The following is a 21,502-nucleotide window of genomic DNA, read 5'->3' as shown; positions in this document are numbered from 1 at the left end:
ACAAGCGGCGATTCCATACTTGGAGACTTGCCGGCCTGGGGATGGCCGGCTGGAAGTCGTCGACGTCGACGACGGTTGATCTGTTCCCCCGGGATCCACCAGCCTAGGCCGGTGGGCCCTGTAGAACCCGTCGGGGCGATGGAGGTCCCGGCCCGTGAATCGAGCTCCACGTTGGAGCGCGAGCCATTCGTTGGTCGATCGAGCCGAGCGACCCAACCGCAGGAGGCGGCCCTTCCCAGGCGGCTCGAGGAGGTCGCAATGCCATTCGCAGCAAGTCCCGCCCTCGTACGACGATCATTCCCAAGCCGTCTCGTCTGGTGTCTCGCCGCCCTTGCGTTTCTCACGGTGACTCGCGCGAGTCCCGCCCAACTCACGCAGGCCGGTTTCACGCGGATCAGCCAGCCTGGATTCGGCGACCGACACAACAGCTATCCCTGGTCCATGAGGTGGTTCAAAGGGAATCTGTACGTCGGCACCAATCGTGACTTCCAGTGCGTCGAGAACGCGACGATCGCCTTCTATTATCCCATCGTGATTCCGCTCCAGGCCATCTTCGCCCAACCAGACGTTCCGTGTCCGCTGAATCCCGCGGATCTGGACCTGCGGGCGCAAATCTGGCGGTACTCGCCGTCCAACGGCCAGTGGACGATGATCTATCAGTCGGACTACATCCCCGGGACGACGCTCGCCCACGACATCGGCTATCGCGACATGGCCGTGTTCACGGAGCCCGACGGCACGGAGGCTCTGTACGCCGTCGGCTGCACCGCGAGGGAATTCAACCCTGGGACCCCGCCGCCGCGGATCCTCCGCATCACGGTCCAGAACGATCCGATGTCGGGCCAGCCTTCCGAGGTCATCGAGCCGATCCCGATGGGGGATCTGAACGCCGTCACTTTCCGCGCGACCGCAGTCTACAAGAACAAATTCTACGTGACGGCCAGTACGGGACTGACCGGCAATGGTTTCGTGCTGGAGTCAGCAAACCCGCGTGCGGGATACACTAGCTTCCGCCAGATCACTCCGCCCGCGCTTCAGGTCTATGAGATGTCGGTCTTCAACGACTACCTCTACCTGGGGGCCGGCGATCAGTCGACGGGCTATCTGGTCGTCAAAACGAACGCGAGCGGGGACCTCCCGTATACCTTAACGCCCGTGGTGACGGGAGGGGCCGGGCGAGGTCCGGTCATGACGTCGGTCGTCAGCATGTGTCCCTACCAGGGGCGGCTGTATGTGGGAAGTGCAGGGTGGTATTCGACGCTGCTTCCTTCGTCGGAACTGATTCGAATCAACCCCAACGACTCGTGGGAACTGATCGCCGGCAACCCTCGGTTGGCGGGCACTCGGCTTCTCTTCCCGCTGAGCGGGCTGACGGACGGCTTCGGCAATCCCTTCAACGCCCACATCTGGCGCATGGAAGAGCACGAAGGGATGCTCTACGCGGGGACCAACGACGACAGTTGGTCGCTGAGGACGACGCCCCTCGCGGCGTTCTTCCGTCCCGAGTTCGGCTTCGACATCTTCACGAGCCGAGACGGCGTCGCCTTCTCGCCGCTGACCCGGAACGGATTCGGCAACCTGTACAACTTCGGCCTTCGAACTTTCGAGTCGACGCCGGTAGGACTCTTCGCCGGGACGGTGAATTACTCTCAGGGGACGGAAATCTGGTTGGCCGGAACGGCAGGACAGACCGCGAGTACGTCGGGGATCGCGTTGGCGGCCTCGCCGACGGCGCGGTCGGGCGGCGGGCTGAAACCGCCGGCCGGCGACGTCTCGACGACGCCTGCCGGCGTGGGATCGAATTCCCCTCCCGCGGACGCCCAACCCGAGGAGGACGCTGAGGACGCGTCCTCGCCCCCGCCACTCCCCGCGAACGTCGAGGCTGAGAGCCACGGCGGCGATGTCTTCGTTTCCTGGGCTCCCCAGGAGGATGCGGCCGAGTATCACGTGTATCGGTCGACCTATCGCAAGACCGACCTTGGCTTCTTGCTGGGTCTTGGACCCGTCCAGGAAGGCGACGAGGATCCGATGCGTCCGGGGGAGAAACCCGGCGTCTTCGCGGTTCCCGGCGGCTTCGTCGAGATCGGGACCACCACGACGCCGAGCTTCAAGGACCGCAATATAAAGCCGAAGGGGACTTACGCCTACTATGTGCGGGCCAAGAACCGGAAGGGGAAGCTCTCTCCCCCCTCCAATATCAAGATGATCCCGGATCTCGGCCCTCCCGCATCGTTCGAGTCCGTCCGAAAGGAACTGCTGGACTTCGTCGCCGATGACTGGGCCCATTCCAAGGAGACGGCGCCTCTTCCTGGGATCCTGGAGCAGGGGCGAAGCGCGGCGGTCGCCAAGGATGCGGCTGCGGCGAAGGCCAGGCTGCTGGAGATCCAGGAGCAACTGGCCCAACTCCGAGCGAAAACCCCCTCGACGCCCCCGGCCTCTCCCCTGGACGTCTTGCTGTCGAGGCTTGTGCGGAGGGTCGACCTGGTTGTCTCGGGCGTCCTCCCAGCCGAGGTCTTGACGAGTGATGAAGGCAAGAGTCGGGGACGTGCTGCGTCTGCACGGGGACGGTAATCTCTACGGCCCGCGCCCGAGAGGGCGCGGGCCGAGTCGGGTCGGCTCGTGACAACTCGCCGAACATCGGAGATCAAGCCGTGGCATCGACTGGAGATCGACGCAAGGCCGTGGTCGAGCGCTCAGTCGGGGGGGACCCACACCCGACCTCGGCGGCCGATGCGCCGGGACGAGATCGCCCTCGGCTGGTCGTCCCCGAACTCTCGGCGGCGTCGACGACGCCGGCTCGGAGCGAGGGAACTGCTCACGTCGTTCCGGACGTCTCCCCGGCTGAGCCCTCCAGAGGGACCAGCGAGACCGACGCCTGGGATTTCCCAGGTCCGGGGAGGGATCGTCAGGTTGAAGGAGGCGGCAAGCCTGTCCGCCGTCGCCGCCCCGGCAAGAGGGCTGCACCGCTGCTGCTGATCTGGGCTGTTCTCATCCTGGATTTGCAGGCGGTGCTCTGGCTCTCTGGGGTGAAATCGCTGGGACTGTGGCAGGCGGTGGAGCAGGGGGCGGCCCGTGCGGAGTCTCGCAACGTGGGTGAGACGGCCGACAGCCAAATTCAGAAGGCGATTCGCGACCAGCGTTCGACATTGAGTTTCTGGAAAACCCTGGCGGTCATCGACGACTTCGTGATCGAGCCCGCAGCGCCGGCGATCCGAGCCGTGCTCGCGGCCGTTCTCCTCAGCGCGATCGCCGCGTTGACCGGACGGCCGATCGGCTTTGCGGCGGCCCTGGACGACTGCGCTGCCGCCCAGGTCTTTTGGGTGATCGGCCTGTCGGTGCAGGCGGCGCTGGTGTTCGCGCTGCGGACGCCGGAAGTCGACGTCTCGGCCGCGCTTTTCCTGCCGCCGGGCACGTATCGGGCGACGACCTGGCTCGCGCTCCGCCAGGTCGAGGTGTTCGCGGTCCTTGGGTGGTTAGCCATGGCCCTCGGCGGATGGCGACGCGGCCAGGCGAATCTGGCGACGTCGGCCTTGGCCTGCGGCTCGCTCGCGGCGGTCGAGACGTCCGTTCGTTTCGGGACGGCTCTGCTCCTGGGAGGGGCGATGCGTCTGGTGCTGACAGCCGGTCGTTAACAGAGCGATCCGACGCTCGGGGGGAGGGTATGCTTCGATTCATCGCGTGGCTTAGCCTGGCCGGTTCGCTCGCCGCCGCCGTGACCGTCGCCAACATTCAACGAAGTCCCGGTTCGATCATGGTCGACTGGCAGGTCGTCAAGGAACCGCCGATGGAGGTCGGCGTTGAGAAGCCCAGCCGTGGGCGGATCGTGCGCAAGGTGACCGCCCCGGGCGTCGTGGAGCCGGTGGACGAGGTGAATATCGGCTCGCAGATCCTCGGCAGAGTCGTCGCCGTTGAGGTCAAGGAGGGGGACGTTGTGAAGGCGGACGACCTTCTTGTGAAGCTCGACGACACCGACGCCAATTCCCGGCTGATCTCCGCGCAGGCCCGCACGGACCGGATCCGGGCCTCGATCACGCAGGCCGAGGACGATCTGGCGAAGGCCACGAGAGACGAGGCCCAGCACGATCGACTCGCCGGCCGGGGATATTCCACACCCACCGAGCTGGCCGACGCGCGGACGCTCGTTCACAAATGCGAAGCCGCGCTGCAGATGTGTCGGCGCGAGTTGCTGGAGAGCGACGCCCTCCGAAGGATCAGCCTGGAAGAATTAAAGCGCACCGAGATCCGGGCCCCGATCGGCGGGGCCGTGACCGGGTTGTCAGTTCGTGTCGGCGAGGTGGTCATCGCGGGAACCGTCAACCTCCCTGGGACCGTGCTGATGTCGATCACCGACCCGACTCGCATGCGCGTCGATGCGGACGTCGAGGAATCCGACGTCCCCCAGGTGCGGGCGGGTCAGGTCGCGCACGTCTATCTGCAGTCGGACGCGCGCACGGCAATCGAGGGAGTCGTCGAGAAGATCACGGCGAAGGGGAAGAAATCCGGGGAATCGATCGGCTTCGAGACCCGGATTCGGGTCGACAACCCACCTCCTTCACTCCTGGCCGGCATGTCGGCCACGGTCGAGATCGAGGTGGGCAAGGCCGCCGACGCACTGGGCGTCCCATCTCATGCGGTGGTGCATCGCCGTCGGAAAGACCTTCCGAATACTCCGGCCATCCGCGCGTGGGCCGAGCGCAACGCCCGTTCGCTCGGGGACCGGCCGAGGGATTCGGAATCGCGATACGTCAAGGTGGCCTTCGTGGTGGAGGGAGGAATCGCTCGCGTCCGGCCGGTCGATCTGGGCCTGACCGACGAGCATCGCGTTGAGATCCTCTCCGGCGTGTCGGCCGACGAACGGGTCGTCGTCTCCCCCTTCCGAGCCCTGGATATGCTCATGGACGGCCAGGAAGTCCGGGTCGTCGACGACAGCAGGGAGTCGCCATGACGAGAACCGCCGAGCCGGTCATCCGCTTGGAGGGGATCACCAAGGAGTATCGGGTGGGCGAAGAGACCGTCCGCGCCCTCCGAGGACTCGACCTGCGCATCGAGCAAAACGAGCTGCTCGCGATCATGGGCCCTTCGGGCTCGGGCAAGTCGACCCTGATGAACATCCTGGGTTGCCTGGATGCGCCGAGTTCCGGTCGCTACTGGCTCGAGGGGCGGGACGTCGCCGGCCTGACTCAGTCGCAACTCTCACGTGTACGGGGCGAGCGGATCGGCTTCGTGTTCCAGACCTTCGAACTGCTCCCCCGGCAGACGGCCCTTCGGAACGTCGAACTGCCGCTGGTTTACTCCGGCGCGCGGGACCGTCGCGCGAGGGCCGCCGAGGCGTTGACGCGCGTGGGGCTCAGCGAGCGGATGGAGCACCGCCCTTCTCAACTCTCCGGCGGACAGCGACAGCGGGTGGCGATCGCTCGGGCGCTCGTTCACCGTCCCTCGATCCTGCTCGCCGACGAGCCGACCGGGAACCTCGACACTCAGACGGGCGACGAGATTCTCCGCCTGTTCGCCTCGCTGCACGACCAGGGCCAGACGATCATCATCGTGACCCACGAGCCCGAGGTCGCCGAGCGCTGCCGGCGGGTCGTCCGCGTCCGCGACGGTCGGGTCGAGTCGGACACGACCAACTCCGTCACACCCCCCGATCGTCGCCGGGCTGCGGCTCTCCACGCCCCTATCTAGAACTCGAGGCCGAGCACCATGTCGATCGCGAGTAATTTCCCCATCGCGATGGAACAACTCCGGGCCAGCCGGTCCCGGTCGCTGCTGACGATGGTGGGGATGATCATCGCCGTCGCGTCCACGATCACCGTGGTGAGCGTCGTCGTCGGCTTCTCACGCTACGTGTCCGAATATCTGAAAGGGTGGGGTACGAACGCGATCTGGGTCGCTCCCGAGCGTCCCGCCGGCGACGCCGGACGCACGCTCGGCCGGGCGGAAATCGACGTCCGCGACCTGGAGAGCGTCATGGAGGAGTGCGAGGCCCTCCGGCTGGTTTCTCCGGACCCGCGACAGGCGGCGATTTCCGTTCGTTACGGCCGCGATGAGGTGGAGGTTCCGCTGGAGGGGATCTCGGTCGAATACCACGCGATCCGGAAGTTCGAGGTCGACGTCGGCCGCCCGCTCGCCGTGGCGGACATCGAGCACGCACATCAGGTTTGCCTCGTCGGTCGTGAAACCCTCCGCAAGCTGGCCGTCGATGAGGAACTCGTCGGCCAGTCGCTCCTGCTTGATGGCCGTCGCTTCGAGGTCGTCGGCATTCTCAAGGAGAAGGGGTCGCTCATCGGCGTCAGCCAGGACGATGTGGTCCTGGTCCCCTACACGATGGCCATGAAGATGTATCCGTCCCAGCGGAGGAAGCTCGCTTTCGTGGCGATGGCGACCTCCGAGGAGCAGGTGCCTGAGGCTCGCGCGCAGATTACCAATCTCCTGAGGCGCAGGCATGGGCTTGAGGCGCATCAGCCCAACGACTTCAGCATCCGAACCCAGGACGAGATTCTCGATGCGTTCAACGCCATCAGCCTGGCCGCTACCGCGATGCTGGCCGGCATCGTCGGCATCTCGCTGCTGGTCAGCGGCATCGGGATCATGAACATGATGCTCGTCAGCGTGACCGAGCGCACTCGCGAGATCGGTCTGCGTAAGGCCATCGGCGCGGGGCGGCGGGACATCCTGGCCCAGTTCCTCGCTGAGGCCGTGACCTTGAGCATTCTGGGAGGAGGGATTGGAGTCGCCCTTGGCTACGGCCTCTGCGCGCTGGCGAGTCAGCATCCCAAGATGGTGGACGTCGTCGTGCCGTGGTGGGCGGTGGCTCTCGGCTTTGGGATCTCCGCCGGTACGGGGACTGTCTTCGGCCTGCTGCCCGCCGTTAAGGCGGCTCTGCTTAATCCCATCGACGCTCTGCGGCATGAGTAAGCGTCGATGGACCAACCCATTCGGCGGACGGGCGCTTGAGGAGGATCGCATCCGCATGAAAGTTCGACTGCCCAACGGCCTGACGATCCACGCGGCGAATCGGATTGACGCTAGGTTCATCTACCACGAGATTTTCGTCCAGGAGTGCTACCTCAAGCACGGAATTGAGTTGCTTGAGGGAGCCCGGGTTTTCGACGTGGGGGCGAATATCGGGATGTTCGCCCTGTTCGTCTCTCGCTCTCTGCGAGACTTCGAACTTTACGCGTTCGAGCCCATACCCGAGACCTTCGAACTCTTGCGACGGAACGCTGAGCCCCTGGCCGACAAGGTCAAGGTTTTCAACATGGGCCTCTCCGATCATTCCGGCACGGCGACCTTCACCCGGTTCCCACGAGCGTCCGCGCTGGCCACCTGCTCGCCGAGCCATATCCCGCAGCTTCGGGCCGCGCGCAACGAGTTCATCGCGAGGGGTGTGCGAGGACGCTCGTCGAACTTCCTGGGTCGAGTACTTGAGCAACCCAGGAGAGTGCTCGCCCGGGCGCTTGACTTCTACTTCTTCTCCGGCGAGCAGACGATTCAGTGTCCGCTGAAGACGCTCTCCGAGATCATCTCCACCCACGTCGTCGAGTCGATCGACCTGCTCAAGATCGACGTAGAGAACAGCGAGTGGGAAGTTCTGGCGGGCCTGGAAGACGCAGATTGGGCTCGAGTTCGGCAGGTGGTCCTGGAAGTTCACGATATCGATGGCCGACTCAGGCGGGTCCTCGACAGACTCGAGAGAGTCGGTTTCGACGCCGTCGCCGACCAGGACGAGTGGGGCGGCGAGTTCGCCGTTTTCAACGTTTACGCCCGACGACGTGTCGTCCCACTTCTCGCCTGCCGCAACATTGGGGAAGGCGAGGTTGGTAGGACTGGACGCCGGTCTTCGATGCCCTCGCAGGATCCGCAACGACGGATCCCCTGACGAACGCCGGGCCTTGAGAAGTGTCACGCGCTCGCGGTAGGTCCGCCGTGTGTCGATGCAAGTGAAATGCCGGCGGTGGGAGTCGAACCCACACGGGCGTTGCCGCCCCGAGGATTTTAAGTCCACTGCGTCTGCCGTTTCGCCACGCCGGCTGCATCGAGGCGGGATGAGACTGGACGTTGTACGGAATCGGAAGCGGAGGGGGTGGGATTCGAACCCACGGACGTTTTAAGGCGTCAGCGGTTTTCAAGACCGCCCCAATCGACCACTCTGGCACCCCTCCGGGAGTCGTTCGGTTCGCTTACTGGCTGGCCTCGTCGATGATGTCCTCGGCGACGTAAATGGGGACGTCCACGGCCACGGCCAGCGCTATCGCGTCGCTGGGGCGGGAGTCCACTTCGATCAGGTCTCCGTCGTGGCGGATCCGGAGCTTGGCGAAGTACGTATGGTCGCGCAGCTCGTTGATGTAGATGTCCTGGAGTTCGCCGCCCAGCGCTTCGATGGTGCTGGCCAGGAGGTCGTGGGTCAACGGGCGAACGCTCGTCTGGTTCTTGACTCGGCGGTCGATGCTGGTGGCCTCGAAGATGCCGATCACAATCGGGAACATGCGGTCGCCGTCGACTTCCTTAAGGAAGATGATATGCTGATCGCTGTTCTCATTGATGATGATCCGGATTAGATCCATCTGGACCGGCACGGCACCCACCCCTTCTTCTCGCCCCGCCGGACGCGACGTCTCGTCTCGGCCCCGCCGCCGGATGCGACGCCTCCGCGGCGGGCTGCTCTGATCGTATCGGGCCCGCCGCAAGCCGTCAACTTGCGGCGGGTCGGCGTTTTCAAGCGGATTCCAGCAGGCCGGCGACCGAGGCCCGCTGGGCCTCCAGTTCGGCCAACTTCGCCCGCGATGCGGTCACGACGTCGGCCGGAGCCCGCGAGACGAAGCCTTCGTTGGAGAGCTTCCCCTTCAGCGGGGCGATCTGCTTGTCGAGATCCGCCAGCGACTTCTTCAACTTGGCCCGCTCGGCCTCCTTGTCGATCAGCCCCTCCAACGGCAGGACGACCTTGGCATCAGTAAGGACCGTCACAGCAGAGTCGCTCTGAGGAGGATTGTACGTGCCAGTGGCGGATAAACTGATGTTTCCAAGCGCGAGATCGGAGCCACCCTTCCTCTCCTCATCATGAGTCGGAGGATCGGTTGGAAGAGGGGACGCGGCGATGCCCTGGATAACTAGCGCGACTGAACCCGTTAGCGATTTGATGATCTCTTCGCCTTGGCGAAGCCGTGCAGCAACTGCATTTTCGGCGATGATCTGCGGAGAAATTTTTGCATCCTTAGGGACGTTGCGCTCAGCTCTTAAGTTGCGAATGACTTGGATTTTTTCTCTCCACTGCTGCACTGTCTCGAGAGCCTCGCTGTCTTGCAATCCTTTGACAACTGGCCAGGCGGCCACGCAGACGTGCGTATCGGCGGGCGCTGGCGTGGGGACGCCTCGGATCGGAGCCAGTTCGCCGAGCGGGGCCCAGATCTGCTCGGTGAGGAACGGCATGATCGGGTGCAAGAGCCGGCAAAGCGAGTCGAGCACCGCCGCCGCCACGCGCTGGGCGACCGGGCGGGATTCGGGATCGCGCAGACGGTTCTTGACGAACTCGACGTACCAGTCGCAGAACTCGCCCCAGCAGAAGTCGCGCAGACCCTTGGCGGCCTCGGCGAACCGGAAGGCGTCGAGGTGCTCGGTCGTCGCGGCGACGGTCGCGTCCAGCTCGGCGAGGATCCAGCGATCCTCGACGGGGAGGCTCGCCACGTCCACCGGGGCAGGCTGATAGCCTTCCAGGTTCATCATCACCAGGCGGGCGACGTTCCAGACCTTGTTGCCGAAGTTGCGGCCCTGCTCGAAGCGGTCCGAGGTGTTGATCTCGCGGCCGTCGGGGAGCTTGAGCTTCTCGACGGGCATGCGGAGATCCTGGGTTTCGGTTGCGCCGGCGGCCAGGGTGTAGCGCAGAGCGTCGGCCCCGTAGGCCTCGATGATGTCGACGGGGTCCACGCCGTTGCCGGCCGACTTCGACATCCGCTTGCCGTTGCCGTCCTGGATCACGGGGTGGATGTAGACGTCGCGGAACGGGACCTCGTGGACGTTGAACTGGCCGAAGATCACCATGCGGGCGACCCACAGGGTGATAATGTCGCGAGCCGTCGAGAGGACGCTCGTCGGGTAATACTTGCGCAACTCGGGCGTGTCGTCGGGCCAGCCCAACGTCGAGTGCGGCCAGAGGGCCGAGCTGAACCAGGTATCCAGGACGTCGGGATCCTGCGTCAGGGTGTGGCCGGGGACGGCGTCGGCCTTCAGGTCATGCTCGGCGCAGATGAGCCAGCCGCCGGCTTCGGCCTCGGTCCAGAAGACGTCGGACCGGCCGCCAAAGGCCAACTCGAGGTCGTCGGCCGAACAGGTCGAGCAGTACCAGATGGGGATGCGATGTCCCCACCAGAGCTGTCGACTGATGCACCAGTCGCGCTTCTCGCCGAGCCAGTCGGCGTAGCTCTTGGCGTAGCGCTCGGGGGTGATCCTCACCTTGCCGGAAGACACGGCGTCGATGGCCTGCTGGGCGAAGCCGGGGGAGCCATCGGCGTCGTCGGCCATCCGAACGAACCACTGGTCGGACAGATAGGGCTCGATCGGGGTCTTGCTGCGGTCGGAGTAGTTGAGCCGCACGTTGTACGGCTCTTCCTTCTCGAGGAGGCCGGTGGCTTCCAGGTCGGCGAGCACCCGCTTGCGCACGACCACGCGGTCGAGTCCGGCGTACTTCGGGCCGGCGTTCGCGTTGAACGTACCGTCGGGGTTGAGCAGGTTGATCATCTCCAGCCCGTGCCGCTGGCCCGTCTGGTAGTCGTTCGGGTCATGCGCAGGGGTGACTTTCACGCAGCCGGTGCCGAACTTCGGATCCACAAGGATGGCATCGCCGATCACGGGGATCTTGCGGTCGGTCAGCGGCAGGTCGAGGGTCTTGCCGATCAGGTGCTTGTAGCGAGGGTCATCCGGGTGGACGGCCACGGCGGTGTCGCCGAGCATCGTCTCGGGACGCGTGGTGGCGACGTGCAGGGACTCCTCGGAGCCGGAGACCGGATACTTGATCGTCCAGAGCTTGCCCGGCTTGTCCTCGTAGTAGATCTCGTCGTCGGCGACGGCCGTGCGGAGCTGGACGTCCCAGTTCACCAGCCGCTTGCCGCGGAAGATCTTGCCGGCCTTGAACAGGTTGAAGAACGTCCGCCGGACGGCCTGAGAGCAGACCTCGTCAAGCGTGAACCGGGTGCGTTCCCAGTCGCACGAGCAGCCCATCAGCCGAAGCTGGCCGAGGATCCGCTTCTCGTACTCGTCCTTCCAGGCCCAGATCTTCTCGACGAGCGCCTCGCGGCCGACGTCGTGGCGGGTGAGCTTCTGCTCCTCCAACAGCCGGCGTTCGACGACGGCCTGGGTGGCGATGCCGGCGTGGTCGGTTCCGGGCATCCAGAGGCAGTCCCAGCCCTGCATCCGACGCCAACGGATGAGCACGTCCTGGAGCGTGTTGTTCAGCGCGTGGCCCAGGTGCAGGGCCCCCGTGACGTTCGGCGGCGGGATGACGATGCAGTAAGGCGGCTTGTCGCAGGACGGATCGGCGTGGAAGTACCCTCGCTCCATCCAGACCGGATACCAGCGGTCCTGAGCGTCTTTCGGGTCGTACTGCTTGGGGATTTCGTTGATGTTCATGCCGGCGGATTTTGGGGTTTCGAGGGTTCTTCGATTGGGTGAGATAGGTCCTTGGCGTCGATCTGCCTCGCATCACAGCCGTCGATCACGCCAACACCTCTCATTTAGGGGGCGGCGGCGGCCTCGACGCGGGCGGGGCGGGGTTTGCGGGCGTCCTTGGATAGCTTGTATTCAAAAGCGTCCAGCAGGGCTAGCCAACTGGCCTCGATGACGTTCTCGGAGACGCCGATAGTTCCCCAGACGGCGTCCTGGTCGGAGCTTTCGATCACGACGCGGACCTTGGCCGCGGTGCCGGCCCGGGCGTTAATGACGCGGACCTTGTAATCGACCAGGTGCATCGTCCGCAGGCCGGGGAAATGGTGCTCCAGCGCCTTGCGGAGGGCGTTGTCCAGAGCGTCGACCGGGCCGTCTCCCTCGCCGACGGTGTGCTCGACGGTCTCGCCGACGCGGAGCTTCACCGTCGCCTCGGTGAGGGCGTCGCTCTCGCCGTCGCCGGCCACGCTGACGCGGAAACCGCGGCTCTCGAACGCCTCGTGGTGCCGGCCGGCGAGCTTCTCCACCAGCAGTACGAACGACGCCTCGGCCGCCTCGAACTGATACCCCTCGTTCTCAAGATCCTGCACGCGGTCGAGGACTTTCGTCAGCAGCGCCTGATCCTGGTCCAGGTCGTGCTCGGCGAGCTTCTCGGCGATGTTCGACTTGCCGGATAGCTCGCTGACGAGAATCCGGCGTTCGTTGCCGACGGTCGTCGGGTCGATGTGCTCGTAGCTGGAGGCGATCTTTCGAACGCCGTGGACGTGCATTCCCCCCTTGTGGGCGAAGGCGCTCGACCCCACGAACGCCTGGCCGGGGCGGAAGTTCATGTTGGCCGTCTCGTAGACGTACCGCGAGGCTTCGGTCAGTCTCGCCAGCTTGCCGGGCGCCAGGACTTCCATCCCGGGATACTTCAGCGACAGGTTGCCGATCACGCTGCAAAGGTCGGCGTTGCCGCATCGCTCGCCCAGGCCGTTGATCGTCCCCTGGACCTGCCGCGCACCCTGTCGGACAGCGGCCAGCGAGTTGGCCACGGCCAACTCGCCGTCGTTGTGGGTGTGAATCCCCAAAGAGACGGACACCGCGCGACCGACCGCTTCGACGGCCTCGGCGACCTGCTCCGGCAGTGTCCCGCCATTGGTATCGCAAAGGACGATCCACGACGCGCCCGATTCGGCGGCCTTGCGGATCGTTTCCAGGGCGTATTCGGGGTTGCGGCGGAAGCCGTCGAAGAAGTGCTCGGCGTCGTAGACGACCTCGGCCACGTTGGCGGCGAGGAAGGCCACCGAGTCGCCGATCATCCGGAGGTTCTCCTCCAGGGAGACCCCCAGCACTTCACGGGCGTGCAGATCCCACGTCTTGCCGACGACCGTTACGACGGACGTCCCGGCCGCGACCAGGGCCTTCATCCCCGTGTCGTCCTCGGCGGCGATGTCGCGGCGGCGGGTCATGCCGAACGCGGCGACCTTCGCATGCTCCAGGTCCAGGTCCCGGACCGCACGGAAGTAGGCGGCGTCCTTGGGGTTGGAGAGAGGATAGCCCCCCTCGACGTAATCGACGCCCAACTCGTCGAGCTTCGCCGTGATCAGGAGCTTGTCCTGGAGCGAGAAGTTGACCCCCTCGCCCTGACTGCCGTCGCGCAAGGTGGTGTCGTAGATCGCAATTCGCGTCATCGCCGGCCGCTCGTTCGTTCCCAAGGTATGGCGGGGAGTGGACGCCGCCTTCGGAAAATCCAGAACCCAAGCATGGCATCTTAACACGCCTTCGGGCCTTCTGGACATATCGGACGGCGCTCGTGGAGCTCGGGTTCGGGCCGTTCCAGCATCAGAGCACCGTGGTCATGCCGCCGTCCACGTAGAGGATCTGGCCGTTTACGAAGTCGGAGGCCGCCGAACTGAAGAAGGCGGAGGCGCCGACGAGGTCGCTCGGTTCCCCCCAGCGTCGGGCGGGGGTGCGGTTGACGACCCAGGCGTTGAACTCGGGGTTCTCGATCAGCGGTTGGGTCATCTCGGTGGCGAAGTAACCCGGTCCGATCGCGTTGATCTGGAGGCCGAGCGGCCCCCAATCGGCGCACATGGCGCGGGTCAGCATCTTGAGGCCTCCCTTCGCGGCCGTGTACGCTCCGGTGGTCGTCCGGCCGAGATCGCTCATCACCGAGCAGATGTTGACGATCTTCCCCCGCTGCCGGGTGATCATCCCCCGCGCGACCTGCCGCCCCATCAGCATCGCGCTGGTCAGGTTCGTCCGCAGGACTTCCTCCCAGACCTCCAGGGTGATCTCGTCCAGCCGTACCCGGCGCTGGATGCCGGCGTTGTTGATCAGGACGTCGATCGGGGCCTCGGCTTCCAGGCCGTCGATCGCAGAGGCGACTTCGGCCTCGGAGGTCACGTCGAATCGGGCTGCGGCGACGTCCAGGCCGGTGGAGCGGAGGCCGTCGACCGCCGCGTTCAGCTTGGCCTCGTCGCGGCCGTTGAGAATGACCGACGCCCCCAGCCGTCCCAGACCGCCGGCGATCGCCAGGCCGAGTCCCCCGTTAGACCCGGTGATCAGGATGCGTTTTCCGGTCAGGTTGAACAGTCGATCGCTCATCATCGAACCTTCCCCTGGGCACTCGGCGACTGCAAGCTCTCGCCTCGTCCTCTATGATAACCCTGGCCAGGCCGGGACGACCCGGGCCAACCCCCAGGAGGAGCAGGATGAAGCCCGACGTGCTGATGATCCGAGCCTCGACCCCCGCCGTGACCGAGGCTCTCGAAAGGCGGTTCGCCGTCCACAAGCTCTGGGAAGCAAAGGACCGCGACGCCTTCCTGAAGGAGGTCGGCCCGGCGATTCGCGGCATCGCGACGGACGGCGGAGCCGGAGCTTCGGCCGAGTTGATGCGGGCTCTCCCAAAGCTGGAGATCGTGGCGGTGAACGGGGTCGGCGTCGACGCCGTCGATCTCGCCTACGCCAGGGAGCGAGGGATCGTCGTCGCCAACACGCCCGACGTGCTGACCGAGGACGTGGCCGACCTGGCGCTCGTCCTGTTGCTGGCCGCGGGCCGCGAAATCGTCGCCGGCGACGCCCACGTCCGCACGGGCGCGTGGGAACGCGAAGGGAATCGGCCGTTGGCGAGGCGGGTCAACGGCAAGCGGGCGGGGATCATCGGCCTGGGCCGGATCGGCCGCGCGGTCGCCCGTCGGTTGGAGGCGATGAACATGCCGATCGCCTACCACAACCGACGGCCGATCGAGTCCCCCTACGTCTACTATTCCGACCCCATCGCTCTGGCGAAGGACGTCGACTGCCTGATCGTCACGGCCGCCGGCGGCGACGCCAGCCGAGGATTGGTGAGTCGCGAGGTGATCGAGGCTCTGGGGCCGGACGGCATCCTGGTGAACGTCGCCCGCGGCTCGGTCGTCGATCAGGACGCTCTGACCGACGCCCTCCGCGACGGTCGGCTGGGCGCTGCGGGCCTCGACGTCTTCGTGGACGAGCCTCGGGTGCCGGAGGCGCTGAGGTCGCTCCCGAACGCCGTTTTTCAGCCCCACCAGGGGAGCGCGACCTTCGAGACTCGCGCAGCGATGGGCGATCTGGTCGTCCGCAATCTGGAGGCCCACTTCGCCGGCCGGCTCCTGCCGACTCCGGTGCGGCTCTGACGGGGGTTTGTCGGAATGATCGTGCTGGTCATGGGAGTGTCCGGATCGGGCAAGACGACGATCGGCCGCCTGCTGGCGAGGGACCTCGGCTGGACGTTTCTCGACGCCGACGACTTCCACCCGGCGGCCAACGTCGCCAAGATGCACGCCGGGATCCCGCTCACGGACGAGGACCGCCGCCCCTGGCTGGAGGCTCTCCGAGCGAGAATGGCCGAGGCCCACGATCGAGGGGAAGACGTCGTCCTGGCCTGCTCGGCCCTGAAGCACAGCTATCAGCGTTTCCTGGAGGAAGCCGACCCGGGGGATGTCCGCTGTGTCTTCCTGGAAGGGTCGAGGATGTTGATCCGGAGTCGGCTGGAAGCGCGAACCGGCCACTTCATGAGCCCGACGCTCCTGGACAGTCAATTCGCCGCTCTCGAGCCGCCCGACGACGCCGTTCGGGTGGACGTCTCCGGAAGCCCCGAGGAGATCGTCGCCGTGGCCAGGGCCGGGCTGGGGGTCTGATTCGACGGCCTCAATAATCGCGGGCTGGCGGCGAAGCACCGCCAGGGCCGAACCGTCGCCGGCCCTCATCCCGGGACGTCCTGGAGGTCCGCCGTCATGTCTTACGCCGTCGATCCCGACTTCGTCGTGGACGTGAAGGAACCCGCTCGGCCGCCGGTTCGGATCGGGCTCGGCTTCAACCTCGCGCTGTTCGCCTTCGTCAGCCTGCTGGGTTTCTTGCGGTTTGTAAGCGCCTCCTCGCTGGCGGCGAGGACGCCGTGGGCTGGACTCGTTTTGACCTCCCTGATCGACATGGCGCGGGTGCTCGTGGTACTTCTGATCACCGCGGCGTTCCTTCAGAGGTTCTGGGGGCGTTTGGTCGCGACGATCTGGCCGGTCCGCGTGATCGACTTCGCCGAGGCGTTCGCCGTGGTGATGATGCTCAGCCTCCTGTTCGGGACCTGAGCCGACCGGCTCAGGGACCCGACCGTGACGCACGCCAGGACGATCGAGCGACTGATTGACGATGCCGAGGCCGAGGCTCGCCGCGAACCTTTCCCCGTCGACCTGCCGGTCTACGAGAAGGCGGAGCGCGACCCGCTGCGGCCGATCCTCTTCGCCGGCTCGCTCGACGCCCCCGTGGCGGTGCTGGCTCGCGACCTGGGGAAGGACGAAGTCGCGGCTGGCCAGCCGCTGATCGGAGCGGGGGGGAAGTTGGTCCGCGCGGGGATCGTCGCGGCCCACGGCGGAGGCAAGAACGAGGAGGCCCTCAAGTACGCGCTCCTGACCAACACGGTCCCGTTCAAGCCCCCCGGGAACAAGGCATACGCCGAGTCCGTCCGGGCGCGGTTCCGGCCGTTCGTGGCTGCGTTGCTCGGCGAACATTGGAAGGGCTCCCAGGTGCTGACCCTTGGCACGGAGGCTTTTCGCTGGTTCGAGCCCTACTACGCGGAGGGGGAGGCGTTCCCAGGCTCGGCTGCAACCGACGCCCGCTTCGAGACCGTCTATCCCTGCCGCTTGCCTTGCGGCGACGGCCGATTTAAGACGGTCGACGTTCGCCCGTTGCCCCATCCCTCGCCTCTGAACCGGAAATGGTATTCCAGATTTCCGGAGATGTTGGCGACTCGACTCGCTGAAGCGGAGGGGCGAAAATGAGGACCCTCGACCTCCTTGATTCTGGGGCGGCTGCTTGCAGGCATGTCGATTCCGATTTGTTTAAGCTTGCGTAGGGCGATATCGCGAGGTACGTTGCGAGAACGATCATTTTCGTTTATCCTCAATTATCTTGAGGGAGGATCTCGTGCGTAAGACCCAGATGGTGACGGACCGCGAGCTCGAGATCATGAAGATCCTGTGGGCTCGGGGCCAGGCGAGCGTTCGCGACGTTCAGGAAGATCTGAACCGCGACTCGGGGCCCGTTGCGTACAGCACCGTGCAAACCCTGCTGAACATCATGGAAGACAAGAAGGGGCTGGTGCGCCACGTCGTCGAGGGGCGGACGTTCATCTACTACCCGAAGAAGTCGTCCGAGCGGACGATCCGCGAACTGACCCGCAAGTTCGTGGACCGCGTTTTCGACGGCGCGCTCGACCGGGTGATGGTCGCCCTGTTCGATTCCAACCCTCCCACACCGGAGGAGTTGGATCGCCTGCGGGTCATGATCGACGACGCCAGCCGACTGGCGGCGACGTCCACTCCCGCAGTGGAGACCTCCGAAGAGATCGCGTGAACCCGCCCGGCCCGTTGCTGCGGGCCGGAGTTCGACGTCGATCGGTTGGGACCGTATCATAGAGCCAGGGGGCCCGTCGCCGGCGGATCCCTCCTGGCTCTTTCCATGTGCAAAAAGGGCCGACGGGCGCCGCCGCGTCGCCTCTTCCTTTTGGATCGTCGCAACGGTCTCCCCACCCTCCTCATCCCCCGGCCCCCGAGGCGCTCGGACCGCATGTGGCTTGTGCTGGATCAGTTCAGCCGCACGTTGATCGACGCGGCGGTCGCCAACGCGATCCTGCTGAGCGTCGTCGTGGTCCTGGTGGTTTTCACCCGGCAGCCGGCCCGTCGAATCGTTCTGGCCCAGACAGGGGTCTACGCGGCGCTCCTGATGATCCCGCTGGTCGTGTTCGACGCTCTTCCGCGGTCGTACCCCATCGACTGGATGTTGCGGACTGGTCTGGTCCCGCCCCCCCTGACTCCCGAGTTGAGTCCGCTCGACGTCGACCTGGCTGGAAAGCCCTCCCCGAGAGGTCGATCCGACTCTTCTTCTCAGGCGGAATGGCCGGCCGGAGAGCGGTTGGTGCGGGTGGCGACCCTGATCTACCTCGTCGGGGCGGCGGCCGGTCTGTCCTGGTTCGGCCTGGGTGTGTGGGGCTTTCAGAGGTTGCTCGACCGTTCCGTCGAGGTGAGTCCTGCGACACAACGCGTCTTCGACGAGTTGATCGTCGACCTGGAGCGATCGCCGCCGCATCCTGCGCTCCGGGCGTCGGACTGGCTCCGCAGCCCGGTCCTGGGAGGAGTGATCAGACCGACGATCGTCATCCCCGGCCGGCTTGACCGTGACGAGGCCGACCCGGATGCGCTTCGCTTGATCCTGCTCCACGAGCTGGCCCACGCCGACCGAGGCGACGCCTGGTTCAACGCCCTGGCCGCGCTCGCTCAGATCCTTTGGTTCTTCCTGCCGCATCTCTGGTGGCTGCGGACCCAGCTTCGGATCGACCAGGAATTCCTGGCGGACCGCCGAGCCGCCGGACCGTTGGGAGAGACCACCCACTACGCCCGATGGCTCGTCGGCCTCTCCAGCGGTCGTCCAGCCGCCGTGAAAACCGACGGCCGGGAAGTCGAGTCGCCTCGATTCTGGCGAGGCCGACCTTTTGACACGCCCTTGCTCCAGCGGGTGGCGATGCTCCTCTACTGTCCGTTCGCCGTCGAGGGCCGTCCCCCCCGGTGGTTCTCTGTGGGCGTGCCGGCTGCGTTCATGCTTCTCGCCGTGGCTCTTTCCATGTCCCGCATCCTGGCGCCCGTCGACCCCTCGGCGCTGGTCCCCTCGCCGAAAGCGGGCGACGCCATCTTCCGTGACCTGGGACTCTCCGAGTTCGAGGTCGCCGCCACGGAGGACAATCGGTCCGTCGTGGTATTCCCTCCGAAACTGGCCATTCCTCCTGCCTTCCGGCTCAAGGTCGAGGTCAAGGCCAGCCCAAGAACCCTGGCGCAGCTCCGGATCGCCGGTTGCCCCCTGGTTCCGCACACCGTTCCAAATGTCGAAGACCTTCCCGATGAGCCCTTGCGCTGGCATCACGTCGAAATCCGTCGCCAATTCGGTGTTTTCACTGTCAAAATCGACGACGACGAATTCGAGCCCGACCCAAAGACCGTCGCCGACGCCCGTTGGCTGACCTTCTCCCCAGGGGATCAGCCCGCCACCGTCCGGAATCTGCAGATCACCTGGTGATCGAGGACCGTTCTGCCATTTTGGCGTGCGTCGGTCCCGCATACCTATCGCACCCGTGCCGTCTGCCATAATGGCGAGGCGCGTCGGCCTCAGCACGCGGCCACCCTCGCTGATAAGGCATTTCGCGGAGAGGCGCAATTGTCTGCAGGGGCAGAGGTTAGGGATGTGTTTTCGCGAGGCCCCGGTTTTTTCGGCCATTTTGGCACACGCTCTGCACTAGTGACGGGAGGTGGCAACCGAGAATCTCTGGGGGTGAATCATGGCGGGGTCGGATTGGCGGGGGGGATGGGATCCATTCCACGAAATCCAGCGGGAGATGGGGCGGCTGTTTCAGTCGTTCGATCCATTCCCTTCGTTGCGCCATTTCCGGACGTTTCCGCCGGTGAACCTGTATTCGACGGGCGACGAGTTCATCCTCTCAGCGCAGTTGCCAGGGATGGACCCGGGCGACGTTGAACTCACGGCGACGTCCGACACCGTCACCCTTCGGGGCGAACGCAAACGGCCCGAAGGGGTTCAGGATGAATCGTACCGTCGCCAGGAGCGATTCATGGGGCGGTGGTCGCGGACGATCACGCTGCCGGATCGCGTCGACGAGTCCAGGGTCTCAGCGCGGTTCGTCGACGGCGTCCTGACCGTCCATCTTCCCCGCGCTGGGGGGGCCAAACCTCGACATATCGCCGTCACGTCGCAGACCGCCGCCGAGCCGCGGGAGCCCCGATCATGAGCCAAGAGCACACCCCGATCCGCGTCTCGGTTGGGACGTCTTCCTCGTCGTCGCGCCCCGCGCAGCCGCCGGCTGGCCAGGTTCCTCGAGCGACGATCACCCCGCCGATCGACATCCACGACGGACCCGACGGCCTGACCCTGGAAGCCGACCTCCCAGGGGCGACCGAGTCGAGTCTCATCATTCAGTTGGAGCACAACGTCCTGAGCCTGGACGCTCGGATCGACGCCCCGGCTCCTGAGGGGGCTCGACCGATCCACCAGGAATACGCCGTGGGGGACTACCATCGTTCGTTCATCCTCAGCGACGACGTCGACCGCGAACGGATCGCGGCCGAGCTGAAGGACGGCGTGTTGACGATCCATCTCCCCAAGGCCGACCGGGCCCGCGCCCGACGGATTGAGATCAAGTCCTGACCCCGGTCTGTGGACGCGAGGATTACTTTGATGAGCCGACTGTTCCCAGACGCTTCGCCATTTCAGACGCTGGAGCGCGAGTTCTTCCGTTTCTTGAAGGACGCCTTTCAGGCCGGTCCATCCGTCGGCGACGAACCGCCGGCGACCGTTGAGCCGTACTCCCCGCCGGTTGACGTCTACGAGACGCCGGAGGAAACCATCGTGGTCGTTGAGTTGCCGGGGGTGGACCCCGCGACGGTGGAAGTGACCGCCGACGGCGACGTCCTGACGATCCAGGGGACTCGGCTCGACGAGGCTCCCGCCGTCGACTCCCTGCGCCGACCTCGCGAGGGCCGAATCGGCCCGTTCCTCCGCCACGTCCATCTGACTCGCGAGGTCGACCTCGACGCCGCCCGCGCCGATGGACGCCACGGCGTGCTGACGATCCGCCTACCTCGTCCCCCCGCCCAGAAGCCCCGCTCGATCCCCATCCGCACCGACTGATTCGCGGTGGGTTCGTTTGCGCCTGGATCACCGAACCCAATTTGACTCAAGTCGAGTAACGAGAGCGACTTGTCGTCGAGAACCGGCTCGCGGAATTGGGTTCGGTCGGTCAATTTCACGAGATTCATGACGGGTTTCCCTGTCGTTTCCGAAGCCGTCTTGCCAAGGATTCGCGCGTCGAGGCCACGTCCTCGGCGATCGGCGTGAGATCGACCGGGGCCGCTTTATGCACACGCAGGCGGTCGGTCGGATCGTCGCCGATTCGGCTTTGCGCGTGACGCGTCGTCTATAAGAACTGTGGACGATGAAGTCCCAGGTTGAGCAGCAAATCGGGAGTGTTGGGGATGGCTTTCGGCGTAATCCTCAGCGGAATCGCGGTGAACGGCCACGGCCCCTCGCTCCGCGCGGGAATTGTGGTAAGTTGTAATCGTTGAGGGCCGTCACCCACCTGAGCGGAGCGTCGCGTCATGGAGACCGAGAAGGTCATTACTTACTCAGCGATCGGAGTCGCTGCGATCGTCGTCCTGATCTTTGCGCTGGATTTGGCGGCCGGGATTTTCGGGCGTTATATCGCCATGGACATCCTTTTCATCCTTGGCGGCGCGTTCCTGCTGTGGCAGGGGGTCGAGACGATCCTGGAACTGAGATGACGGCGTGACGC

Annotated in this window: 20 protein-coding genes and 2 tRNA genes; 16 read left to right on the top strand and 6 right to left on the bottom strand. The window is 65.5% G+C overall.

Annotated elements, in window-relative coordinates; genetic code table 11:
• Positions 1–258 precede the first annotated feature (258 nt).
• The 6 genes from G5C50_RS16455 (at position 259) to G5C50_RS16430 (ending at position 7,879) form a co-directional block, all read left to right on the top strand.
• Positions 259–2,571, top strand: a complete 2,313-nt coding sequence (locus G5C50_RS16455; RefSeq protein ID WP_165071115.1) for a fibronectin type III domain-containing protein — start codon at positions 259–261, stop codon at positions 2,569–2,571.
• A gap of 80 nt (positions 2,572–2,651) precedes the next feature.
• Positions 2,652–3,632, top strand: a complete 981-nt coding sequence (locus tag G5C50_RS16450; RefSeq protein ID WP_240907117.1) for a hypothetical protein — start codon at positions 2,652–2,654, stop codon at positions 3,630–3,632.
• A 29-nt stretch (positions 3,633–3,661) separates the two neighbouring features.
• A complete protein-coding gene (locus G5C50_RS16445; RefSeq protein WP_165071113.1) occupies positions 3,662–4,945 on the top strand; it encodes an efflux RND transporter periplasmic adaptor subunit in 1,284 nt (427 codons plus the stop codon).
• A complete protein-coding gene (locus G5C50_RS16440; RefSeq protein WP_165071112.1) occupies positions 4,942–5,682 on the top strand; it encodes an ABC transporter ATP-binding protein in 741 nt (246 codons plus the stop codon). The genes G5C50_RS16445 and G5C50_RS16440 overlap by 4 nt, the downstream gene beginning before the upstream one ends.
• Positions 5,683–5,700: 18 nt before the next feature.
• Positions 5,701–6,915: an ABC transporter permease gene (locus G5C50_RS16435; RefSeq protein ID WP_165071111.1), complete on the top strand. Its 1,215-nt coding sequence runs from the start codon at positions 5,701–5,703 to the stop codon at positions 6,913–6,915.
• A 55-nt stretch (positions 6,916–6,970) separates the two neighbouring features.
• Positions 6,971–7,879, top strand: coding sequence for an FkbM family methyltransferase (locus G5C50_RS16430; RefSeq protein ID WP_165071109.1), 909 nt, complete (start codon positions 6,971–6,973; stop codon positions 7,877–7,879).
• A gap of 67 nt (positions 7,880–7,946) precedes the next feature.
• Here G5C50_RS16430 and G5C50_RS16425 read toward each other — a convergent pair.
• From G5C50_RS16425 to G5C50_RS16400, 6 genes are all read right to left on the bottom strand, one after another.
• Positions 7,947–8,031, bottom strand: a tRNA-Leu gene (locus G5C50_RS16425).
• A 44-nt stretch (positions 8,032–8,075) separates the two neighbouring features.
• Positions 8,076–8,162: transfer RNA gene (locus G5C50_RS16420), tRNA-Ser, on the bottom strand.
• 18 nt (positions 8,163–8,180) lie between these two features.
• Positions 8,181–8,564, bottom strand: a complete 384-nt coding sequence (locus G5C50_RS16415; RefSeq protein WP_165071155.1) for a bifunctional nuclease family protein — start codon at positions 8,562–8,564, stop codon at positions 8,181–8,183.
• A gap of 151 nt (positions 8,565–8,715) precedes the next feature.
• Positions 8,716–11,619: a valine--tRNA ligase gene (locus tag G5C50_RS16410; RefSeq protein ID WP_165071108.1), complete on the bottom strand. Its 2,904-nt coding sequence runs from the start codon at positions 11,617–11,619 to the stop codon at positions 8,716–8,718.
• Between the two features lie 104 nt (positions 11,620–11,723).
• Positions 11,724–13,325, bottom strand: coding sequence for a citramalate synthase (cimA, locus tag G5C50_RS16405; protein ID WP_165071106.1), 1,602 nt, complete (start codon positions 13,323–13,325; stop codon positions 11,724–11,726).
• Between the two features lie 151 nt (positions 13,326–13,476).
• Positions 13,477–14,241 carry an SDR family oxidoreductase gene (locus G5C50_RS16400; RefSeq protein WP_165071105.1) on the bottom strand — a complete coding sequence of 255 codons (765 nt, stop codon included), beginning with the start codon at positions 14,239–14,241 and terminating at the stop codon, positions 13,477–13,479.
• A gap of 107 nt (positions 14,242–14,348) precedes the next feature.
• Between G5C50_RS16400 and G5C50_RS16395 the strand changes: the two genes are divergently transcribed.
• The 10 genes from G5C50_RS16395 to G5C50_RS16350 all read left to right on the top strand — a co-directional run bounded on the left by G5C50_RS16395 (position 14,349) and on the right by G5C50_RS16350 (position 21,491).
• Complete coding sequence (locus G5C50_RS16395; protein WP_165071104.1) at positions 14,349–15,290, top strand: 2-hydroxyacid dehydrogenase; 942 nt, start codon at positions 14,349–14,351, stop codon at positions 15,288–15,290.
• Positions 15,291–15,305: 15 nt separating this feature from the next.
• Positions 15,306–15,794, top strand: a complete 489-nt coding sequence (locus tag G5C50_RS16390; RefSeq protein WP_165071102.1) for a gluconokinase — start codon at positions 15,306–15,308, stop codon at positions 15,792–15,794.
• Positions 15,795–15,890: 96 nt separating this feature from the next.
• Positions 15,891–16,238, top strand: coding sequence for a hypothetical protein (locus tag G5C50_RS16385; protein ID WP_165071101.1), 348 nt, complete (start codon positions 15,891–15,893; stop codon positions 16,236–16,238).
• A 24-nt stretch (positions 16,239–16,262) separates the two neighbouring features.
• A complete protein-coding gene (locus G5C50_RS16380) occupies positions 16,263–16,928 on the top strand; it encodes a uracil-DNA glycosylase family protein (protein ID WP_165071100.1) in 666 nt (221 codons plus the stop codon).
• A gap of 145 nt (positions 16,929–17,073) precedes the next feature.
• A complete protein-coding gene (locus G5C50_RS16375) occupies positions 17,074–17,502 on the top strand; it encodes a BlaI/MecI/CopY family transcriptional regulator (protein WP_240907115.1) in 429 nt (142 codons plus the stop codon).
• A gap of 213 nt (positions 17,503–17,715) precedes the next feature.
• Positions 17,716–19,215, top strand: coding sequence for a M56 family metallopeptidase (locus tag G5C50_RS16370; protein ID WP_165071098.1), 1,500 nt, complete (start codon positions 17,716–17,718; stop codon positions 19,213–19,215).
• A 382-nt stretch (positions 19,216–19,597) separates the two neighbouring features.
• The gene (locus tag G5C50_RS16365; protein WP_240907114.1) at positions 19,598–19,942 is read left to right on the top strand and encodes an Hsp20/alpha crystallin family protein; all 345 of its coding nucleotides are present in this window, start codon (positions 19,598–19,600) and stop codon (positions 19,940–19,942) included.
• Complete coding sequence (locus G5C50_RS16360) at positions 19,939–20,358, top strand: Hsp20/alpha crystallin family protein (protein WP_165071096.1); 420 nt, start codon at positions 19,939–19,941, stop codon at positions 20,356–20,358. Before G5C50_RS16365 ends, G5C50_RS16360 begins: the two co-directional genes overlap by 4 nt.
• A gap of 30 nt (positions 20,359–20,388) precedes the next feature.
• Complete coding sequence (locus tag G5C50_RS16355) at positions 20,389–20,841, top strand: Hsp20/alpha crystallin family protein (protein WP_165071094.1); 453 nt, start codon at positions 20,389–20,391, stop codon at positions 20,839–20,841.
• 467 nt (positions 20,842–21,308) lie between these two features.
• Positions 21,309–21,491 (top strand): hypothetical protein, encoded by a 183-nt coding sequence (locus G5C50_RS16350; RefSeq protein ID WP_165071092.1) that lies wholly within the window; start codon positions 21,309–21,311, stop codon positions 21,489–21,491.
• Positions 21,492–21,502: the final 11 nt, after the last annotated feature.

It is taken from the genome of Paludisphaera rhizosphaerae (assembly GCF_011065895.1).
Lineage (GTDB): Bacteria > Planctomycetota > Planctomycetia > Isosphaerales > Isosphaeraceae > Paludisphaera > Paludisphaera rhizosphaerae.
Note: the sequence above shows the minus strand (reverse complement) of the source record. Positions and strands in the feature narration are given on the sequence as shown.